Origin of the sequence: Synechococcus sp. L2F (assembly GCF_024345695.1) — a bacterium.
In the GTDB taxonomy this organism is placed as follows: Bacteria; Cyanobacteriota; Cyanobacteriia; order PCC-6307; family Cyanobiaceae; genus MW101C3.
The window spans coordinates 275,279-294,358 of sequence record NZ_JAGQBP010000001.1; the positions used below are offsets into that span (position 1 = coordinate 275,279).

A 19,080-nucleotide genomic window follows, 5' to 3' on the forward strand; every position below is an offset into this window, starting at 1 on the left:
TGGCGCGGCGAGGGGTGGCAGCGTCGCCTGAGGTTGCGGATGACCCTGGCCTGGGCAGATCGCCTGGCTCCGGGAACGGCAGGCCTCACGTCGATGAATGAGGCCGAGATTTTGCATGGCATCGCTCGCCTGCCGGAGGGCCGTCGGCGGGAGGCGCTGCAGCGAAGCTGGGACACACTGCTGCCAGCCCCTTTCCACGAACGGGTGTGGGCATTCGATCGCGAAGCCGCGCATTGGTATGTGGAGGTACTCAGGCAGCGGGATCGCCTGGGCCGGCCGATGACCACGGCTGATGCGGTGATCGCTGCCACCACCCTGGCCCGGAGTGCTCGCCTGGCCACCCGCCATGTGGCCGATTTCGAAGGGATCGTGATCGATCGGTTCAACCCCTGGCAGGCACCATGAGCTTGTGGGCTCGATCACCACCCTGAACAGGCGGAGTTCTCACCCCTGGGCCGTGATCCTGCAGGCTTTTGGCGCGTATCGGGTGCCAGCGGAAAGCCGCCATCAACGGCATTGCTGAAGACGGACCCATCAAATCCTGGAGCTGGTGCCACAGCCCCGGGATCCGAAAACCGCCAAGGCTCGCTTGCGTCGCCACACTGGCGAAAACCGCAGATCCATCCCCTGACCCCGCCCGCTTCCCGCCCCTGCCGTGCCCTGCCGGCCGTTCTGGGCCTGGCGCTGCTGGCCCTGCCTCCGCTGCTGCCCCGGGCCCTGGCGCAACCCCCGGCAGCCACGATCCCCCTGCCTGAACCCCAGGGCCAGACCCTGCTGCTGCAGAGCGCCGATCGCGCCGACTACGGCCCTCTGGCGGAGCAGTTCCTCACCCAGGCCAACCTGGCCTACTGCGGCGTGGCCAGCATGGTGATGGTGCTCAACAGCCTGGCGGTGCCGGCGCCGGCGGCAGCGGGCTACGGCAGCTACCGCTTCTGGACGCAGGACAACGTGTTTGAGGCCGCCGCCACCCGGGCGGTGCTGAGCCCCGAGCTGGTGGCCCGCCAGGGCATGACCTTGCAGGAACTGAGGGCGCTGCTGGCCAGCCACGGGCTGCAGGCCCGCGCCATCCATGGCGACCGGTTGACCCTGGCCCAGTTCCGCCTGCTGGTGCGCAGCAACCTCGCCCGCGCCGACGACCGCCTGCTGGTCAACTACTTCCGCCCGTCCCTCGGCCAGGCCGGCGGCGGCCACATCTCCCCGCTGGCCGCCTACAACGCCAGCACCGATCGGGTGCTGATCCTGGATGTGGCCCGCTACCGCTACCCGTCAGTGTGGGTGCCCCTCGCCGATCTGTGGCAAGCGATCCGCACCACCGACAGCAGCTCAGGCCGCAGCCGCGGCGTGGTGGTGGTGCGGCGGGGCTGAGGGGGGCGAGTTCGGTTCGGTAGCTCGTGGGCTGGACCGGCCAGGCAGTGACCTTGATCTGTTGGTGGATCTTGAACAAGGCCATTCCCTGCTGGAAGTGATCGCACTTCAGCAGGAGCTGGAATCCTTGCTCAACTGCCGTGTTGATCTAGCCGAACCCGATCAGCTACATCCAACGATCCGCATTCAGGTGATCACAGAAGCCAGGCCGTTGTGAGTAAAGACCTGCTCTACCTCGAAAGCTTTGCTGAAGCTTTGGAAAGAATCCGCTGCTATACGCAGGATGTTCTCATTCACGACTACCTGCGCGTGAATCTTGATCAGGTAAGGCAAACCGTGGATCGCGACCTACCGCCCTTGAACATCTCGATCGGTTCCATGATTGCTCGAGTGTCTGCCGGATGAACCACCTGCACACCAGCACCAATCTCCCCAAAACCGCCCCACCCCAGGCAGACTCTGCCAAGCGACGCCAGACCTGATCCACCAGTGCCCGCCGACCCGGATCAGCTGAACGACTTCCTCGAAGCCCTGGAAAAGGCAGGCAGCCCCGCCAGAAACCCTGCCCTGCGCGAGACGCTCGGCTGGGATGCCCCCCTCTACGAAGAGGTGAAGGCGGAACTGGTGGCCAAGGGGATCGTGGTGCGCGGCCGGGGCCGCAGCGACAGCGTGTCCCTGGTAGGCGCCGAGCAAATAGCACCGCAGCCCGCACCCGCCAAAGCCCCCCGCAAAGGAAAAGCCACCGGCAACGGCACCGCCAACCTGGGCTTCGAGGCCAAGCTCTGGCTGACGGCCGACAAGCTGCGCAACAACATGGACGCGGCCGAGTACAAGCACGTGGTGCTCGGCCTGATTTTTCTCAAGTACATCTCCGACAGCTTCGAAGAGCACCGCGCCAAGCTTCTGGACGGGCAGGGCGACTACGAAGGCGCCAACCCGGAAGATCCCGACGAATACAAGGCCGAGAACGTGTTCTGGGTGCCGGCTGAGGCCCGCTGGAGCCACCTGCAGGCCCATGCCAGGGAGGCCACGATCGGCAAGCTGGTGGACGACGCCATGGTGGCGATCGAGCGCGACAACCCACGCCTCAAGGGCGTGCTGCCGAAGGACTACGCGCGTCCGGGGCTGGACAAGCAGCGCCTGGGGGAGCTGATCGATGTGATCGCCACGATCGAACTTACTGCTTCAAGCGAGGGCGAGGAGACCCATCGCTCCGTGGATCTACTGGGCCGGGTGTATGAATACTTCCTCACCCGCTTTGCGTCGGCCGAGGGCAAGAACGGCGGCCAGTTCTACACGCCGAGCTGTGTGGTGCGCTGCCTGGTGGAGATGCTGGAGCCCTACAGGGGCCGCATCTACGACCCCTGCTGCGGCTCAGGCGGCATGTTCGTGCAGAGCGAGAAGTTCGTGGAAAGCCACGGCGGCAAGCTGGGCGACATTTCGATCTACGGCCAGGAGAGCAACGCAACCACCAGACGGCTGGCGATCATGAACCTGGCGATCCGCGGCATCGAGGCCGACTTCGGCCCGGAGCACGCCGACAGCTTCCGCCGCGATCTGCATCCGGATCTGCGGGCGGATTATGTGATCGCCAACCCGCCCTTCAACGACTCCGACTGGTTCCGCAAGGACGACGACGTTCGCTGGCAGTACGGCGTGCCGCCCAAGGGCAATGCCAACTTCGCCTGGGTGCAGCACTTCCTCCACCACATGGCACCGCAGGGCATGGCCGGCTTCGTGCTCGCCAACGGCAGCATGAGCTCCAACCAAAGCGGCGAAGGTGAGATCCGCCGCGCCCTGATCGAGGCCGATCTGGTGGACTGCATGGTGGCCCTGCCCGGCCAGCTCTTCTACAGCACCCAGATCCCGGTGTGCCTCTGGTTTCTGGCCAAGAGCAAGGCTGCCGACGGCCAGCGGGGCTTCAGCGATCGGCGCGGGCGCACGTTGTTCATCGATGCCCGCAAACTCGGCACCCTGATCGATCGAGTGCACCGGGAGCTGCTGGAGGGCGACCTAGAGAAGATCAGCGGCACCTATCACCGCTGGCGGGGCGCTAATGGCGCGGGCAGCTACGACGATGTGCCGGGGTTTTGCAAATCCGCCACCACAGCTGAGATCGCTGCCCATGGGCATGTGCTCACGCCGGGGCGCTATGTGGGGGCGGAGGAGGTGGAAGATGACGGCGAGCCGTTTGAGGAGAAGATGCCGCGGCTGGTGGCGGAGCTGGAGGCTCAGTTTGCTGAGTCGGCGAAACTGGAGGAGGCCATCAAAGCCAACCTGAGGAGGCTGGGTTATGGCGGGTGAATGGGCAGACCTAATCCTCGGTGACTTGGGCCGAGTCGTAACCGGCAAGACACCCCTGACTGCTGTCGAAGGCAACTTTGGCGGGCAGATTCCATTTGTCACTCCATCGGACATGGACGGTAGAAAAACAATCAGCACTACCGTCCGAAATCTCACCGAGGCCGGCGCGGCGTCCGTCAAAGGGTCGAAGATTCCCGCAGGCTCCGTGATGGTGTCGTGTATCGGCTCCGACATGGGGAAGGCCGCCATCGCTGGATGCGATTGCGTGACCAACCAGCAAATCAATTCAATCGTCGTGGATGACCGCTTCTGCAGCGAGTTCATCTATTACAACCTCAGCACGCGTAAGGCTGAGATTCGCCACCAAGCGGCAGGCGGTTCAGCGCAGCCCATCCTGAACAAAGGAGACTTTTCGCGACTTGAAATTTTTCTCCCACCTCTTGCCGAGCAAAAGGCCATCGCGGCGGTGCTTGGGGCGCTGGACGACAAGATCGAGTTGAACCGGCGGATGAACGCGACGCTCGAGACGATGGCGCGGGCGCTGTTCCAGAGCTGGTTCGTAGATTTCGATCCTGTGCGGGCCAAGCTTGATGGGCGGCAGCCTATCGGCCTTGATCCAGACACCGCTGCGCTCTTCCCTTCCTCGTTCCAAGCATCGTTACTCGGCTTAATTCCGCATGGCTGGAAGGCAGACACGCTCAAGAACCGAGCCTCACGGATCCAATACGGCTTTACACAGAGGGCAACAGAAAAGCCGAATGGCCCACACTTCCTCCGAATCACAGATATTGGCGGAGGAAGATTAGACTGGGCCTCGGTTCCATTCTGTCAAGCAACCGATGAGGAGCTGGAGAAGTATCGAATCATAGACGGCGACATCTTTATCGCCCGAACCGGTGCATCCACCGGAGAGAGTTTCTACGCAGTTGAACCACCGCAAGCCGTCTTCGCTTCCTACCTCATTCGCCTTCAGTATCCGTCGCGCGGGATTGGCCGGCTGGTTGGTGAATTTGCCCGCACCCCAGACTACGCCAGTTACGTTGCCGGGATTATCGGCGGCTCAGCCCAGCCGAATGCGAGTGCGCAAGCACTTGCAGGCGCAACGATGGCCTTCCCAACAGAAGCCATTGCCGATGCGTTCTACCGAACAGTTCGGCCTCTGGATTTAATGAGAGCCGCAAACGATCGTGAATCCCACGCCCTCACCACCCTACGCGTAACGCTGCTGCCGAAGCTGCTGAGCGGGGAGATGAGCGCGGCAGGATAGAATGCCTCGCCGAAGAAGCCCATAACCATTAATCCCCGTCGACAATGCCCGGCGCCATGTACAGGATCGAATCAGTCGGACGTCAGCTAGGTATTGGCGTTGCTCAAAGTCGCTATGTGTATTTGAGCGCAGTTGCGAAGGAGAATAGTGCGTCTGCGGCTCCATACTGTATTCCAAACGAATTGATTTGCGGCGAACTTGGTCGCATTCTACGCCTGCCCGTTCCTCCAGTGGGTATAGTTTCGCAAGCGAGCGGCGAGCCTCTTTTCGCTTCGCTAGACTTCAACCTCACCGGGAATTCGCTGCCGCCAGTGAATGTGGCGAATTGCGTTAGGGTTTTACCTTCATTGTCCACAGGGCTACTCCTCTTTGACATCTGGGTAGCCAACTGTGACCGGCATGCGGGGAACTTCTCAGTGGATTTCTACGGCACCCCACCACAAATGAACATCTTCGACCACAGTCACGCTCTCTTCGGCTACGCTGAAGGACAGGGCGAGATACGCTTGACGACACTGCGCAACCGGCTCGGGATCTCCTGGACGACGAATAATCCAGTATATTCTGGGCAACACCGACATTGCTTGCTAGATGCCGTAAACGATGACGATCACTTTGATTTTTGGCTTAATCGAATCAGGGCCACGCCTGACTTTTATATCGAAGACATTTGCCGAGACGCCGAGCCATACGGTTTGACGACGCAGGAAGTCTCTGCTGCGATTGACTTTTTGAAGGCGAGGCGAGATGATATCAATCAGATTATCAGCAACAACCAGGCCGAGTTTTCGGCCATTCAGACTTGGAGGCTGCGACTATGACCACTACCAAGTACCTACTTGCAAAATACATTCCCGATTTGCAGCGGTTTGAACCTCGCAACGTTGGGATCATTGTCTGGTCACCGCTCGGCATCGAGGCGCGCTTTCTTGCAGAATACCCCGATCGCTTGGGAGAAGTGGATGGCCGCTCCATTCCAGGCTTTGTCACTTCCGCTAGTGCCTACCGGCAATGGATTCGTTACTGGCGGGACGCTATCGCGGGGTCAAGCATCCGCTCCCTGGTGGGTGGTAACGTTGTGTCGCCAAGTTTTCCCGGCTTTATAGAGACGTTGCAACAGACAGCGCGGGGCAATTTTGCTGTGGTGGATGCTGGCTCTGTGCTAGATGAGATCAGCGAGGAGGAGTTGCCAGCGCTGGCGGAGCAGCTTTTTGCACAACTCATCGAGGCAAACACCGCAGAGGAGCCACGAAATATTGGGTTTGATAAATTGTGTGATTCACTGATGATTCAAGCCCAACTCAAGCATCATCGCAACTTCCACGACAGATACCCTGTAAGCTGCTCCTTCCGTGGCGTTGATGAGGAGTTTTTCTTCAGCCACGCCATTGCCAACGGTACGCTTGAGCGAGCTTATCAACGCTTTCCGATTCCTAAGCAGAAGAGTCAGCTACAGAAGAACCGGGACGCAACTGCTTGGATGCTTGAGCGCCTATTGAATGCCAATGTCATCACTTCCGACAGAACAGTGTTGCTTGTTGACGCAACGCCCGATCAGTTATCGCAAGCTGAAGTGGACAAATCGATCCGCTTACTTGGCTCCATGTCGCGTGTGGTGAATATCCTAAACGAGACTGAGGCCTTGGCAGAGTTTGGTGCCGCCGCTCAATTGCCTGCACACTAAAGATATCCTCTATTGTTCTCGCAAGTCCCCATCGGCAGTTGAGGAAGCCATCCCGAGTCCAGGCGACGTTTTGGCCCTGCGGCCCGAATCTCGGCTCACAGTTCCCTAATTTGGCTGTCAGCTCCCCAATTTGGCCGACAATCGGGACCCCCTGGGCTGTCTGATCCTGGAGCAGCATCCTTTGCCATTGGTCGATGATCTGGAGTCTCTCTCGCAGACGTTGCGTTCGCGTCTTTATAAGAGCGCCTCTAAGCCCCGAATCAAGCGCAATGTAGATCGCCAGGTCATCACCGATATTGTATTGCAGCTTTGCGAAGGGCGGCTCATCATGCTCCTTTGCCTAGCGGAGCTGGTGAAGCGAAAGCCAGGCACCCTCCGGGATCGGTACCTCAAGACACTCTTCCGCCAGTGGCAGTTGAACCTTGCTTTCCCGAAAACGCCTAGCCAAGAGCGGCAGGCGTACACAACGGTCAAGCCGTCCAACCCATGACCACCACCCGCCCTTTCGCCCTACGCCTGTTCGTGCCTTCCGGGCTCCCAGAGGGCATGCGCATCGTGGAGAAAACAAACTGGAGCGGCATCGGCTACGTGATCCCTCGCTCCCAGCTCAAGGAGTTCACCCAGCGCCCGGAGGCCGGTCGTCCTGGCGTGTACGTGCTCACGGGTCCCGACCCTGAGGACGGCGGCGCCGACCTCGCGTACATCGGCGAGGCAGACCCCCTCGGGCGGCGGCTGGAGCAACACCAGGCCAAGGAGTTCTGGACCACCGCCTACGCCTTCACCTCGAAGGACGGCTACCTGAACAAGGCCCACGCCCAGCACCTAGAGGCCCGGCTGATCGGCCTGGCCCAGGCGGCGAAGCGCTGCCGGCTGGAGAACGTTGTTCAGGGCCACGCTGTGAACCTGGCCGAGATGGACCGCGCTGAGGCTGAGGGCTTCCTGGATGAGGTCCTGGTCTTTTTTCCAGTGCTCGGGCTCAGGGCCTTCGAGCAGCCGCCTACCTTCCCCTCCGTGAACCCAAGCAACCTCTTCTTCCTGAGTGGCCTGGAGGCCGAGGGCAGGGGATACGAGTCGCCGAACGGGTTCACCGTTCTGAAGGGGGCCAAGGGGCGCCGCGACTTCACCGCCAGCTCATCCGGCAGGGCGTCCTCGCCAAGCAGGACAACCAGGTGGAACTGCTCCAGGACTACGAGTTCAAGTCGCCGTCCCAGGCGGCGGGGCTGCTGCTCGCCCGCAGCGCCAACGGCCGGCTCGAGTGGAAGGACGCCGCCAGGATCACCCTCAAGGATCACCAGGATCGTGCGGCGGCGGCGGCCTCAGCAGACGCTGAGCTGTGAGGACCCAGCCGACGCAGCTCCAATCAGGATGTCCTTCCGCCCGTACCCTCGAACCATCGCGGTTGGGCCATGTCCGAACAGGAACGCCAGCTTCAAGACCTCGAAAGCCGGTTCCCGCTCGCCTCCGGTGAAGCCTTTGCTGCCGCCCGTGCTCAGGTGCTCGCCTCTGGGCAAAGCGTGTTGCAAACGGAAGGTGGCTTCATCGTCCGGGTCTTTCCCGACGGGCGCAAGCAGCGACTGAAGCCGGTCGAGCCCCCCACCCCGGTCAAACCGGGAACTACCTTCACCATCCGGTGACCGCCGCCACACCCAGGCTGCTTGCTGAGTGTCACATCAGACCCAAAGGCAACGAGTGAAAAATTGCACAGGTTCGTTCTAGGGAGCAGGTGTGCTCGCAGAGCAGTGACCGTGCTAACGCTTATCGTTTGCCGATGAAGTCCTCTGCCGTCATGCCGATGTCTTTAGCGATCTGACGCAGCAGTGGTGGCGAGATGTCACGGCTCTGATGGAAAGGAACAGTGGTGCACCTGCCAAGGGCATCCCTAAATTGCTTGTGGGATCCTCTCTGCCTGACTTCCACGAAACCCAGTGCCAGCAGGATCCTCACCACTTCGGCGGGCTTCAGAACAGGTAGCTGGCCCAAGTCCCTAACTAGCTACACAAATCTGCTGCAAGCCAACGAAATCGGCTTCAAGCTGGGGCTCGCCATCCTCAAGCAGCATCTCAATCACCTCATGCAGGTTGGCCTGCAATTCCTCAACAGTCTCTCCCTGACTATGAGCCCCGGGGAATCCAGGCACATAACCAACGAGCAGTCCGGTGCTGGGACAGCGCTCAATCACAGCAGAAAACGTTCGCACGGGCTTGTTTCTGGTCGCTTTGGCCCCATTCTGATGCTGATGTGGGCCACATGGTCGTTCCGGCGCCAACCTCCCCCATGACCCTCACCGAAGCCATGGTCGAGGAAGCCGCCCTCGGCTGGTTCAACGAGCTGGGCTATGCCGTGCTCCCCGGCCCCCAGCTGGCCCCCGGCGAACCTTCGGCCGAGCGGGAATCGTTCAGCGATGTGGTGCTGGTGAGCCGCCTCCGCGAAGCCATCCGCCAGCTCAACCCAGCCATTCCTGAGGAGGCCCGGGAAGAAGCGCTGCGCAAGCTCTTGCGCCTCGCTACGCCCTCGCTCGTACAAACCAACCGCGCCTTCCACCGCCTGCTGCGGGAAGGCGTGCCGGTGGAATACCCCCGGGCTGATGGCAGCATCGCCGGCGACCATGTGCGCCTGGTCGACTTCACAACCGTTGCCGCCAACGACTTGCTGGTGCTGAACCAGTTCGCCGTCAGCGACGGCCAGCACAGTCGCCGGCCCGATCTGGTGGTGTTTCTCAACGGCCTACCCCTGGGCCTGATCGAGCTCAAGAATGCCGCCGCTGAAGGCGCAACCATCTGGAGCGCCTACGCCCAGCTGCAGACCTACAAAGCCGAAATCCCCTCGCTCCTACAAACCAACGCCGCCCTGGTGGTGAGCGACGGGCTGCAGGCCCGGATCGGCTCGCTCACGGCCAACCAGGAATGGTTCAAGGTGTGGCGCAGCATTGAGGGCGAGGCGCACGCCCCCGCCACCGCTTTGGAGCTGGAAACGCTCATCCGCGGCGTGTTCGAGCCGCAGCGCTTTCTTGATCTGCTGCAGCACTTCATCGTCTTCGAGGAAAACCCGGATTCGGGTGCCCTGCACAAGATCATCGCCGGCTACCACCAGTTCCATGCCGTGAATGCGGCTGTGCAGGAAACCGTGCGCGCCAGCGGCCTGGGTCCCGCCGCCACGAGCCTGGGCGGCCGACCGGGCGATCGCCGCGCCGGGGTGGTGTGGCACACCCAGGGCAGTGGCAAGAGCTTCTCGATGCTCTTCTATGCCGCCCGCATCGTGCGCCATCCGGCACTGCAGAACCCCACCCTGGTGGTGCTCACCGATCGCAATGACCTCGACGACCAGCTCTTCGGCCAGTTCCAGCGCTGCGCCGACCTTCTCGGCCAGACGCCCGTGCAGGCCGCCAGTCGCGAGCAGCTGCGAGAGCTGCTCAACCGGGCCAGCGGTGGCGTGGTGTTCACCACCATCCAGAAGTTCATGCCGGAAAGGGGTGAGCCGATGCCCGAGCTGAGCGCCCGCGCCAACATCGTGGTGATCGCCGATGAAGCGCACCGCAGCCAGTACGGCTTCGGCGGCAAGGTGAACGAGAAAACCGGCGCGATGTCGTACGGCTTTGCCAGCAATCTGCGCGACGCCCTCCCCAACGCCTCCTTCATCGGCTTCACCGGCACGCCGATCGAGCAGACCGACGCCAACACCCGCGCCGTGTTCGGCGATTACATCTCCATCTACGACATCCAGCGCGCCGTGGCTGACAAGGCCACCGTGCCGATCTACTACGAGAACCGCATCTCCAAGCTGTCCCTGAACGCCGCCGCAATCCCCAGGATCGACGCCGAATTCGAGGAGATCACCGAAGGCGAAGAGTTCACCCAGAAGGAAAAGCTGAAAACCAAATGGGCCGCCCTGGAAGCCCTGGTGGGCGATCCCAAGCGCCTCGCCCTGGTGGCCGCCGATCTGGTGACGCACCTCGAGAAACGCCTGGAGGCCATGGACGGCAAGGCGATGGTGGTGTGCATGAGCCGTCGCATCTGCGTGGATCTCTACAACGCGCTGATCCAACTGCGGCCCGAATGGGCCACCGGCACCCTCAAGGTGGTGATGACCGGCAGCGCCGATGACGGGCCCGACTGGCAGCCCCACATCCGCAGCAAGGAGGCCCGCCGCCAGCTGGCCAACCGCTTCAAAGATTCCTCCGACCCCTTCAAGATCGTGATCGTGCGCGACATGTGGCTCACCGGTTTCGATGCGCCCTGTCTGCACACCATGTATGCCGACAAGCCGATGCAGGGCCACGGCCTGATGCAGGCCATCGCCCGCGTGAACCGCGTGTTCCGCGACAAGCCGGGCGGCCTGGTGGTGGATTACCTCGGCCTCGCCGATCAGCTCAAGCGCGCCCTGGCCACCTACACCGAAAGCGGCGGCCAGGGCGACCCCACCTTCGACACCGCTCAGGCCATCGCTGTGATGCTTGAAAAACACGGCATCGCCTCAGATCTCCTGCATGGTTTCGACTGGTCCGCCTGGACCAGCGGCACCCCCACCGAGCGCCTGCAGCTGCTTCCCGCCGGCCAGGAGTTCATCCTCCAGCAGGAGAACGGCAAGCAGCGCTGGCTGCAGGTGGTGGCCGAACTCGCCCGCGCCTTCGCTCTCTGCGCCGCCAGCGACGAGGCCACCGCCATCCGCGACGACGTGAGTTTCTTCCAGGCACTGCAGGCCGCCCTCGCCAAGCAAACCAGCAGCACCAGCAAAACGCCCGAGCAGCTAGATGCCGCCATCCGCCAGCTTGTGAGCAAGGCGATCACCACCGAAGGCCAGGTGATCGATGTGTTCACCGCCGCCGGCCTGCCCATGCCTGACATCTCGATCCTCAGCGATCAGTTCCTCGCCGAGGTGCGTGGCCTCAAGCACAGGAACGTGGCCGCCGAGCTGCTGGAGAAATTGCTCAAGGACGAACTGAAGGTGCGATCCAAGCGCAACCTCGTGCAGAGCCAGGTGTTCTCCGAGAAGCTCAAGAAAGCCCTCAATGCCTACCACAACCGCGCCATCACCACGGCCGAGGTGATCGAGGAACTGATCGCCCTCGCCAAGGAACTCGATGCCGCCAGCAAACGCGGCGAAGCCCTCGGCCTCACCGACGACGAAGTCGCCTTCTACGACGCCCTCGCCGCCAACGACAGTGCCGTTCAGGCCATGGGCGACGCAAAGCTCAAAGTCATCGCCGCCGAACTGATCACCCAGGTGAAGAAGAGCGTGACGATCGACTGGACCCTGCGCGAAGGCGCCCGCGCCAAAATCCGCGTGATGGTGAAACGCATCCTCAACAAATACGGCTACCCGCCTGATCTGCAGGAAGAGGCGGTGAAAACCGTGCTGGCCCAGGCGGAGTTGCTCTGCGCTCAGTGGGTGTGAGCAAGGCCAGACCCGCCCTCACATCATCGTTGCCCTCACCCCACCACCACCTCCTCACCCCACCCCCTTCCCACCCCGCAGCCGCCTCAGCGCCAGTGCCAGCGGCATCAGCGACACATTCTCCACAGACAGCTCGTCGCCAGCGGCGAAGGGATTATCGAGATCGGTGATCAGGTAGAGCAGCTTGATCAGCAGGAAGGAGATCACACCGATGAAGAACATTGATTCACTGAACGGTTCGATGTCGGTGAGCACCAGCCCCACGGTGAGCAGGCCTGTGCCGAGATAGGCCATGCCATACACCGACGGCACGAAGGTGGTTTCCCGGATCACCTCGATGCGATGCACATGGCGGCGGATCGTGGCCAGCTCAAGCAGCAGGCGGGCCTGCAACGGAGCCGGGTTCCAGGCGCGCAGCTGTTCGACCAGCTGCTGCAGGGTATCGAGCTGATCCAGCAGCACGGCCACACCGCCGCCATCCCGCATCCAGCCCAGCAACGCCTCACTGAAGGCCGTCAGCGCCGCCAGGGCCGGGCGGATCTCGGCCTCGGGGTGCAGCACCTGCACACCGCGCACTTCAGTGGCGAGGCATTCCATTGCAGCGGCCAGTTCCGCCGGCATCGTCTCGCCTTCTTTGTAATCCAGCAGCACCCCGTTCAGCAGGAAGCCCAGCAGCACCACCTCAGAGGCCACCAGCGCCGGAAACAGCGGATTGGGGGCCAGCACCTCCCACCCCAGCCGGCGCACAAGCAGCTTGGTGCCGCCGATGCCCGCCAGCACCAGGCACACCCGCAGGAACGCCCACACCCGCCGCAGCTTCGGATCGCGCACCCCATCGAGCTCCGCCGGTCCGGCGGCGGTGTCAGTCACGCCCTCATTCCCCCTTGTAGTCCGCTGAAGGCAGCGCAGACGGTGGCAGCACTTCCAGGTGCGGCGGGTTGGGAGCAGTCTCCGGGCCGATCAGATCGACGGCGGTGCGTTGCACCACCAACCGGAAGCGCAACGGCGCCTGGTTCTTGTTGATGAAGGCCTGCACGCCCGCCACCTGCGCGGAGGTGGGCAGGGAAGGATCCGTGACCCGCACCCGGGCGCGGATCAGCGGCGGATTCTTCTGCCAGTCGATCGAGAGGCCCACCAGGTCGATGGCGGGATCGCCGCCAAGGGTGATCGTGCTGCTGCGCAGTTGCTGCTCGATCACCTGCTCCACTTCCTTGGCCTTCGTCTCCTGCCGTGATTGGTTCAGCAGGCGAAAGAAGCTGCTGCCCAGTGGAAGCACCAGCAGCGCCGTGAGCGCCACGCTGGTGAGGCCCAGCCTGCTGTGAAACAGGCGGCTGCGGTACACCCGCTCCAGCGCGCCGAGTGCCGCCATCGCACCCACCATGATGCCCAGCAGGTTGGTGGCGAACAGCAGCAGCGCCCCGTAGGCCTGGGCCCAGAACGACGAGGCCAGCAGGATTCCCACCACACACATCGGCGGCACCAGGGCCACGGCGATCGCCAGGCCGGCCAGCGCCGAGATCGCGTCCTTGCGGAGCTTGGCGAACATCGCCACCGCACCGGCCACCAGCGCCACGCCCAGATCCAGCAGGTTGGGGCTGGTGCGGTTCATCACCTCGCTGCCGAAGCTGGGGAAGGCCACCAGACGGCCCACCACCATCGCCAGCACCACACAGATCACCACGCCCAGCAGCAGGGTGCGCAGCGCGCGCAGAAACATCGGCAGGCGACCCCGCAGGATCTCGAACGCCATCGCCTGCAGCGGCATGATCCAGGGAGCCACCACCATCGCGCCGATCACCACGCCGGGGCTGTTGGCAAGCAAACCCAGGGTGGCGATCAAGGTGGCGCCCACCGTCAGCACCACGAACACCAGATTGAAGCTGGCGTCCCGCTCGAACTCCTTGCGCAACAGCACAAGACGGCTGTCTTCCGGCGCGGTGGTCGTGGAGGTCATGCGGGGAGCCCTCGCTCGGGTCGCGCATCATCTTGGGCCGCGATCCAGCGAGGCGCCAACGCGCCCGGCGCCGTTACAGCCAGATGCAGCCAGCCCCTTCTTCATGAACAATCCCCGAGACACCGGGGGCACTGGTCGAGGCAGCCGCTCCGCCCCCGTGGCCACCCGCGCCGTCTATTCATTCACAGGCTTTCCCGGCGCGCCGGTGCGCCACCTCTACCTTCACCACGACGGCTACCCCACCGGCGCCGCCTGGCGCTTCGCCATGGCGCTGCGGCAGCAGCAGCAGATGGCCGCCTTCCTGTCCGCGTTCCTCAGCACCCAGCCGGGCGCCGAACCGTTGGCCGCCCCCGAGCAGGCCGCCGATGCCGACTACCGCTACCAGGTGCAGCTGCTCGCTGGCGACGTGGGCGGGGACGCTGCCTGCGATCCAGCCGGCGTAGAGGTGCAGTGCTGGCGTCGCCTGCCGGGCAGCACCAGCTGGCAGCCCCGCTGCCGGCCGATGCCCCTGGCCCAGTTCATCCGGCGTTTCCTGCCCGGTGATCCGCTCTGAGCGACGTTCGGCAGCTTCAGCGCTTGCGCTTGAGGTAGCGGCGGATCTGGGAGGGCCAATCGCCCGGCAGGTCCCCCTCCCGCAGGCTCGTGTTCGACATCGACACCACCAGCGGCCAGCCCCCCAGTTGCAGGCTGCCTGCCACATGCACCAGCACTGCCAGGCCGATCACAAGCCAGGCCACCAGATGCAGCGAATACACCAGATGGTGCAGTTCGCCGTCACGCAGCCAGTCTTCCTGCATCAGCTTGCCGGTGGCCACCGCCAGCACCAGCGCCACCAGCGCCATCGCGTTGGTGGCCCTCCGCAGCCGCGCCTTGCCGAGCGTGAGCGCATAGGCGGTGAAGGCCAGGCCCACCGGCAGCAGAAACCAGCCCACCTGGCCATGCAGATCGATCCAGCTGCCGCCCGGAACGAAGGGCAGCCGTCCCCAGCGGCCGTCGTAGCGGCTGTACACGAACAGCCCGCTCAGCCAGCACCCCAGCACCAACAGCGCCGTGAGTCCGTGCAGCAGCCTCAGCAGCGAGGGTTGGTAAGGGCGCCCCATGGTGTTCAAGGGTTGTCGGCACAGCGTGCCACAGGCCTGCCGCTGGAGCTCCGCATCAGCAGGCGAAGGCTGCGGATCAGGCCGGGGTTTTGCTGCAGACGCCGTCCATCAACTCTTCGCCACGGCCGTCTCGCTTCGTCAGGGCGTGTTCCTTGAACCTGAGGCTGCGGCGGTCGATCGTGGTGCGGTGCACCTCATCGTGGCGGTGGTCGAAATGGATCACCGCGGGGGCCACCCGGGCGGGGATCCCGAGGGCACGCTGCTCGGGGCTGGGCACTCCCAGGGCAGTTTCATCGCCGTCGTTGTCATTGAGAGCGAAGGCGTTCGACTCCTTTTCCAAGAACGTGATCGTGTCGTGGCCGGACTCCACCGGCAGGGTCAGGCCATCAGCGAAACGCACCTGATCCTTGCCGTGCCCCACCTCGACCCGAAAGTCCTTCAGGCCTCTGGGATCGTCGCTGTGGCGGCAGACGATCGACAACGGCGGTGAAGGACCACACCGGGCAACAACGAAGGCCAGCAGGCCGAGGCCCGCGGCGACGGCCAGGACCAGCCCTCTCCGCCCACCGGGCCTACGTGAATCAACGGCAGACATCGCAGTTTTGCCGTGTATCTCTGAGTATGAATCAGCGCCTCCAGGAGCACGGCGGCGCTGGCCAGGGCTGGCCCCGCGAAGCCAAGGTTCAGAGATTCAGGAAAGCCGCGATCCGTGCACCGAGCCCCATGGAGAGAGGCATGGATGGTGGGCAGGCGACGGAACAGATCCTTCACCTTTGGCGCCGCTCCCCCCCCCCAGCCCACTGCCATCCACCGGCACCAGGACATGGCGGTTGCTGCTCGTGGGGCCTGAGCGGGAGGGCTCCCTCAGATCAGCGCAGCGAGGTGAGGACGATGCGCTTCTGCACCCCATCGGGCAGGTTGCGGGAGACCGGACAGAGCTTCATGCGTTCCTGGATGGAGGCGATCGCCTCCGCATCGGCGAGGCCCCGTTCCTGCTCGGAGGCGGCGGCATCCAGCTGGATCCGGAAGTCGCCCTCCACGCTGGCCACGATCCAGTCGCTGCTGGTGGTGACGACAAAATCAGCCTCCACCTGCTGCAGCGGAATGGCCTTCTCCCTGGCATTGGCCACCAGATAGAAGTGCTGGCAGAGCAGCAACGCCATGAGATACATCCGGAATCCCGGCATGGTGAAGCTGAGCTGCTGGGGTTCCCAGGCGCCGGAGTCGCCCAGGAACTCCACCACCAGGTCATGGGTGGCGCGATCCGGAGCGGGGTGGCTGCTCCGCAGCCTGAACTGGAAGGTGCGTTCACTCATGGTGCGATTGAAACGGCTGAGGATGAGGAGACCGGAGCGGCTGACCGGTGCGCAGCCTGCAGGCTCTGGCGGCTGGAAGCCATGGGAGCAGCGGGCAGGTGGTCGTGGCGACGCCAGGCCTCGGCTCCGGTGAGCAGGGCCGATCCGATCAGAAGGGCCGAGAACCCCTGGCGCAGCCGCACCTCCGGCAGGTGAGGCGCGAGCCGCTGGCCCACCACCGTCCCCAGAAAACCACCACCCACCAGCGGGAACAGGAGCGGCAGGTGAGCGGAGGGCCAATGCCCCAGGGCGGCAAGGGCGACCAGGGAATTGGTGGAGATCAGCAACAGGCTCGTGCCGCTCGCCAGCGGCATCGACAGACCCGCCAGCAGAACAAGAGCCGGGACGATCGCAAAACCACCGCCCACCCCGGCGACGCCGGTGAGCAGGCCCACCAACACGCCCTGGCTGGCCAGCAGCACGGGGGAACCCGCTGCGCGTCCGTCATTGGGACGACGCTCTCTGGCACTGCGGCGATTGAGCAGCCAGGAGGCCAGCAACGCCGCTGCCGTGAAGATTCCCAGCTGCAGCGGCTCCGGGATCAGACCAGCCTTCACCAGCAGGCCGCCGATCCAGCTGCCGGCGAGGGCCGGCACCCCCAGCACCAGGGCGGGTTGGATCGCGATCTGGCGGCGGCGGATGTAAGGGCCCACATTGCCAAGGGCCAGCAAGGTGACGACAAGCAGCGAGAGCGGAACCGCGGCCTTGGTGGGCAGGGCCGCACCGCTCACCAGCAGGGGCAACAGCAGAATGGAGCCGCCTGCCCCGAGCACGGCGAGCAGAAAGCCGATCAGGGCGCCACCCACCACCAGCAGCGCCACGGTCGAGGCGTTCATGTCCCCCGCGATCCCGTCGCCACCTGGTTCCAGGGCATCACAGCCAGCAGCCGCGCCATGCCGCAGAAGCCGCTCAGGCCCGCGAAGGTGAGGCCAGCCCCCACGAATCCGCTCAGCCAGATCCAGCCGGGAGCCACTGTCTGGCTAAGGATCACCCCCAGCAACACCAGGCTTCCTGCCACGATCTGCACCTGGCGCATCAATGGCAGTGGTGCTCCTTTGAGCTTGCGCACGGAGAAACCAGCCGCCTGCCAGGCGGGGATGCCACCGAGCAGGTCAGCCACCGGATGGGGGTGACCCTTTTGCAGAAGCTGGGTCAAGGCCTTGGTGCTGCGGTTACCGCTCTGGCAGACCAGCACAAGCGCGCCGCTTGGCAGGTCGGCCCGGGTGAGGCGCGAGAGGGGAACGTTGAGGCTGCCGCTGATGTGGCCGGAGGCGTACTCCATCGGTTCGCGCACATCGATCACGGTGACGCCTTGAGCCGCCAGCTGGTCGGCCAGGTCATGGGCGCTGATGCGGTGGAGCTGTGCTGCTGCAGGGGTGGAAGCCATCGGTGGAGAAGCAGAAAACGGGGCAATGCCGAAGCGGGGTCAGTGATCGAAGCGATCAGGGGCGCACCCCTCAGGCAGGGATAGCGCCATCCAGCGGGAAGCCCTCGGCCGCCCAACGGCTCAGGCCGCCGTGCAGGTTGGCCACCTGGGCGTGACCAGCCTTCAGCAGTTGCTGGGTGGCCAGGGCGGAACGACTGCCTGAATGGCAGACCACCACCAGCGGTCGACCGGTGGGGATCTCGCTGGAGCGGCCTTCGAGCTCCGGCAGGGGGATCAGCAGGCTGCCGGCCACCCGGCCGTCGGGGCCGTTGAATTCCTCGGCAGAGCGCACATCGAGCACGGTGAGATCGCTCTGATGGGCGACCACCCAGGCCGGTGTGAGTTCAGGCAGGCCGGCGTAGCTGCGGGTCAGGGGCGCCCAGGCGGGAACCGCCGCCAGCTCGCGTGGCTTGCCGGAGCGCATGTTGCCAGGCAAGGCTTCGGCGATCTTGTGGGGATGGGGAAGCTTCATCGCCTCCATGTGGCCGACGAAATCCCGTTCGGTGGCATTGCCACCAAGCCTTGCGTTGAAGACCTTCTCCTCGGCAACGGAGGTCACGCTGCGGCCGGTGTAGTCGTGGCCGGGGTAGAGCAGACAGGCCTCGGGCAGAGAAAGGATCTGCCCCGTGATCGAGGTCCAGAGGGTGTGGGCGTTGCCCTGCTGGAAGTCGCAGCGGCCGCAGCCGCGGACCAGCACGGCATCGCCGGTGAAGGCCATCGCCTGGTCATCGAGCACGTAGGTGAGGCAACCGTCGGTGTGGCCGGGGGTGGCGCGCACCTCCACGGCGCGCTCGCCGAAGGGAACCCGATCGCCGTGACGCAGTGGCAGGCTCACGTGCTCGGCACCGACAGCAGCGGCCAGGCCAATGGCACTGCCGGTGGCGGCGTGCATCAGCCAGCTGCCCGTCACGTGGTCGGCATGGGCATGGGTGTCCAGGCAGGCCACCAAATCGATGTCCAGTTCACGGATCAGGGCAAGATCGCGGTCGTGCTGCTCGAAGACCGCATCGATCAGCAGGCCCTGGCGGCTGCGCACATCGGCCAGCAGGTAGGTGAAGGTGCCGGTGTCGCCGTCGAAGAGCTGGCGGAAGAGCAGGCTGCCGCCACCGGCGGCGGCGGCGAGGGAAAGAACAGACGCGGGAGCGACGGCCATGGGTGGTCCATCAGCAATTGCTATGAGCTTAGCCGCATAGAGGGCATAAAGGCAACTCTTGCTAAGCCGCAAGCCGTCACC

The 19,080-nt window shown here is 64.1% G+C and carries 22 protein-coding genes; 13 read left to right on the forward strand and 9 right to left on the reverse strand.

Features of this window, described 5'->3' with window-relative positions:
- Nucleotides 1–39: 39 nt before the first annotated feature.
- The 11 genes from KBZ19_RS01335 to KBZ19_RS01385 all read left to right on the forward strand — a co-directional run bounded on the left by KBZ19_RS01335 (nucleotide 40) and on the right by KBZ19_RS01385 (nucleotide 8,254).
- Nucleotides 40–405, forward strand: coding sequence for a PIN domain-containing protein (locus KBZ19_RS01335; protein ID WP_255099463.1), 366 nt, complete (start codon nucleotides 40–42; stop codon nucleotides 403–405).
- Nucleotides 406–516: 111 nt separating this feature from the next.
- Complete coding sequence (locus KBZ19_RS01340) at nucleotides 517–1,365, forward strand: phytochelatin synthase family protein (RefSeq protein ID WP_255099464.1); 849 nt, start codon at nucleotides 517–519, stop codon at nucleotides 1,363–1,365.
- Nucleotides 1,289–1,582, forward strand: coding sequence for a nucleotidyltransferase family protein (locus KBZ19_RS01345; protein WP_255100020.1), 294 nt, complete (start codon nucleotides 1,289–1,291; stop codon nucleotides 1,580–1,582). Before KBZ19_RS01340 ends, KBZ19_RS01345 begins: the two co-directional genes overlap by 77 nt.
- Nucleotides 1,579–1,770, forward strand: a complete 192-nt coding sequence (locus KBZ19_RS01350) for a hypothetical protein (protein WP_255099465.1) — start codon at nucleotides 1,579–1,581, stop codon at nucleotides 1,768–1,770. The genes KBZ19_RS01345 and KBZ19_RS01350 overlap by 4 nt, the downstream gene beginning before the upstream one ends.
- 84 nt (nucleotides 1,771–1,854) lie before the next feature.
- On the forward strand, nucleotides 1,855–3,669 hold the full coding sequence (locus KBZ19_RS01355; RefSeq protein WP_255099466.1) for a class I SAM-dependent DNA methyltransferase: 1,815 nt from the start codon (nucleotides 1,855–1,857) through the stop codon (nucleotides 3,667–3,669).
- Nucleotides 3,659–4,936, forward strand: a complete 1,278-nt coding sequence (locus tag KBZ19_RS01360) for a restriction endonuclease subunit S (RefSeq protein ID WP_255099467.1) — start codon at nucleotides 3,659–3,661, stop codon at nucleotides 4,934–4,936. The genes KBZ19_RS01355 and KBZ19_RS01360 overlap by 11 nt, the downstream gene beginning before the upstream one ends.
- Nucleotides 4,937–4,980: 44 nt before the next feature.
- Nucleotides 4,981–5,757 (forward strand): HipA family kinase, encoded by a 777-nt coding sequence (locus KBZ19_RS01365; RefSeq protein WP_255099468.1) that lies wholly within the window; start codon nucleotides 4,981–4,983, stop codon nucleotides 5,755–5,757.
- Nucleotides 5,754–6,620 carry a hypothetical protein gene (locus KBZ19_RS01370; RefSeq protein ID WP_255099469.1) on the forward strand — a complete coding sequence of 289 codons (867 nt, stop codon included), beginning with the start codon at nucleotides 5,754–5,756 and terminating at the stop codon, nucleotides 6,618–6,620. Before KBZ19_RS01365 ends, KBZ19_RS01370 begins: the two co-directional genes overlap by 4 nt.
- A gap of 130 nt (nucleotides 6,621–6,750) precedes the next feature.
- Nucleotides 6,751–7,110, forward strand: coding sequence for a hypothetical protein (locus KBZ19_RS01375; protein ID WP_255099470.1), 360 nt, complete (start codon nucleotides 6,751–6,753; stop codon nucleotides 7,108–7,110).
- A gap of 643 nt (nucleotides 7,111–7,753) precedes the next feature.
- Nucleotides 7,754–7,957, forward strand: coding sequence for a DUF4357 domain-containing protein (locus KBZ19_RS01380; protein ID WP_255100021.1), 204 nt, complete (start codon nucleotides 7,754–7,756; stop codon nucleotides 7,955–7,957).
- Between the two features lie 69 nt (nucleotides 7,958–8,026).
- Nucleotides 8,027–8,254 carry a hypothetical protein gene (locus KBZ19_RS01385; protein WP_255099471.1) on the forward strand — a complete coding sequence of 76 codons (228 nt, stop codon included), beginning with the start codon at nucleotides 8,027–8,029 and terminating at the stop codon, nucleotides 8,252–8,254.
- Nucleotides 8,255–8,375: 121 nt separating this feature from the next.
- On the opposite strand, the gene KBZ19_RS01390 is transcribed toward KBZ19_RS01385, so the two are convergent.
- Nucleotides 8,376–8,567: a type II toxin-antitoxin system HicA family toxin gene (locus tag KBZ19_RS01390; protein WP_315856320.1), complete on the reverse strand. Its 192-nt coding sequence runs from the start codon at nucleotides 8,565–8,567 to the stop codon at nucleotides 8,376–8,378.
- A gap of 327 nt (nucleotides 8,568–8,894) precedes the next feature.
- Between KBZ19_RS01390 and KBZ19_RS01395 the strand changes: the two genes are divergently transcribed.
- Complete coding sequence (locus KBZ19_RS01395) at nucleotides 8,895–12,011, forward strand: type I restriction endonuclease subunit R (protein ID WP_255099472.1); 3,117 nt, start codon at nucleotides 8,895–8,897, stop codon at nucleotides 12,009–12,011.
- 54 nt (nucleotides 12,012–12,065) lie between these two features.
- Here KBZ19_RS01395 and KBZ19_RS01400 read toward each other — a convergent pair whose 3' ends face one another.
- Entirely contained in the window at nucleotides 12,066–12,881 is an 816-nt protein-coding gene (locus tag KBZ19_RS01400; protein WP_255099473.1) for a hypothetical protein, read from the reverse strand.
- Nucleotides 12,882–12,885: 4 nt separating this feature from the next.
- Nucleotides 12,886–13,965: a DUF389 domain-containing protein gene (locus KBZ19_RS01405; protein ID WP_255099474.1), complete on the reverse strand. Its 1,080-nt coding sequence runs from the start codon at nucleotides 13,963–13,965 to the stop codon at nucleotides 12,886–12,888.
- 103 nt (nucleotides 13,966–14,068) lie between these two features.
- On the opposite strand from KBZ19_RS01405, the gene KBZ19_RS01410 reads away from it, so the two are divergent.
- On the forward strand, nucleotides 14,069–14,518 hold the full coding sequence (locus tag KBZ19_RS01410) for a hypothetical protein (RefSeq protein ID WP_255099475.1): 450 nt from the start codon (nucleotides 14,069–14,071) through the stop codon (nucleotides 14,516–14,518).
- A gap of 16 nt (nucleotides 14,519–14,534) precedes the next feature.
- Here the strand turns inward: KBZ19_RS01410 and KBZ19_RS01415 are convergent, their stop codons facing one another.
- The 6 genes from KBZ19_RS01415 to KBZ19_RS01440 all read right to left on the reverse strand — a co-directional run bounded on the left by KBZ19_RS01415 (nucleotide 14,535) and on the right by KBZ19_RS01440 (nucleotide 18,999).
- Complete coding sequence (locus KBZ19_RS01415) at nucleotides 14,535–15,065, reverse strand: cytochrome b/b6 domain-containing protein (RefSeq protein ID WP_255099476.1); 531 nt, start codon at nucleotides 15,063–15,065, stop codon at nucleotides 14,535–14,537.
- 76 nt (nucleotides 15,066–15,141) lie between these two features.
- On the reverse strand, nucleotides 15,142–15,660 hold the full coding sequence (locus tag KBZ19_RS01420) for a hypothetical protein (protein ID WP_255099477.1): 519 nt from the start codon (nucleotides 15,658–15,660) through the stop codon (nucleotides 15,142–15,144).
- 274 nt (nucleotides 15,661–15,934) lie between these two features.
- The gene (locus tag KBZ19_RS01425; protein ID WP_255099478.1) at nucleotides 15,935–16,381 is read right to left on the reverse strand and encodes an OsmC family protein; all 447 of its coding nucleotides are present in this window, start codon (nucleotides 16,379–16,381) and stop codon (nucleotides 15,935–15,937) included.
- Nucleotides 16,378–17,256, reverse strand: coding sequence for a sulfite exporter TauE/SafE family protein (locus tag KBZ19_RS01430; RefSeq protein WP_255099479.1), 879 nt, complete (start codon nucleotides 17,254–17,256; stop codon nucleotides 16,378–16,380). Before KBZ19_RS01430 ends, KBZ19_RS01425 begins: the two co-directional genes overlap by 4 nt.
- Nucleotides 17,253–17,807, reverse strand: a complete 555-nt coding sequence (locus tag KBZ19_RS01435; RefSeq protein ID WP_094510829.1) for a rhodanese-like domain-containing protein — start codon at nucleotides 17,805–17,807, stop codon at nucleotides 17,253–17,255. Before KBZ19_RS01435 ends, KBZ19_RS01430 begins: the two co-directional genes overlap by 4 nt.
- A 70-nt stretch (nucleotides 17,808–17,877) precedes the next feature.
- A complete protein-coding gene (locus KBZ19_RS01440) occupies nucleotides 17,878–18,999 on the reverse strand; it encodes a rhodanese-like domain-containing protein (RefSeq protein ID WP_255099480.1) in 1,122 nt (373 codons plus the stop codon).
- Between the last annotated feature and the right edge of the window lie 81 nt (nucleotides 19,000–19,080).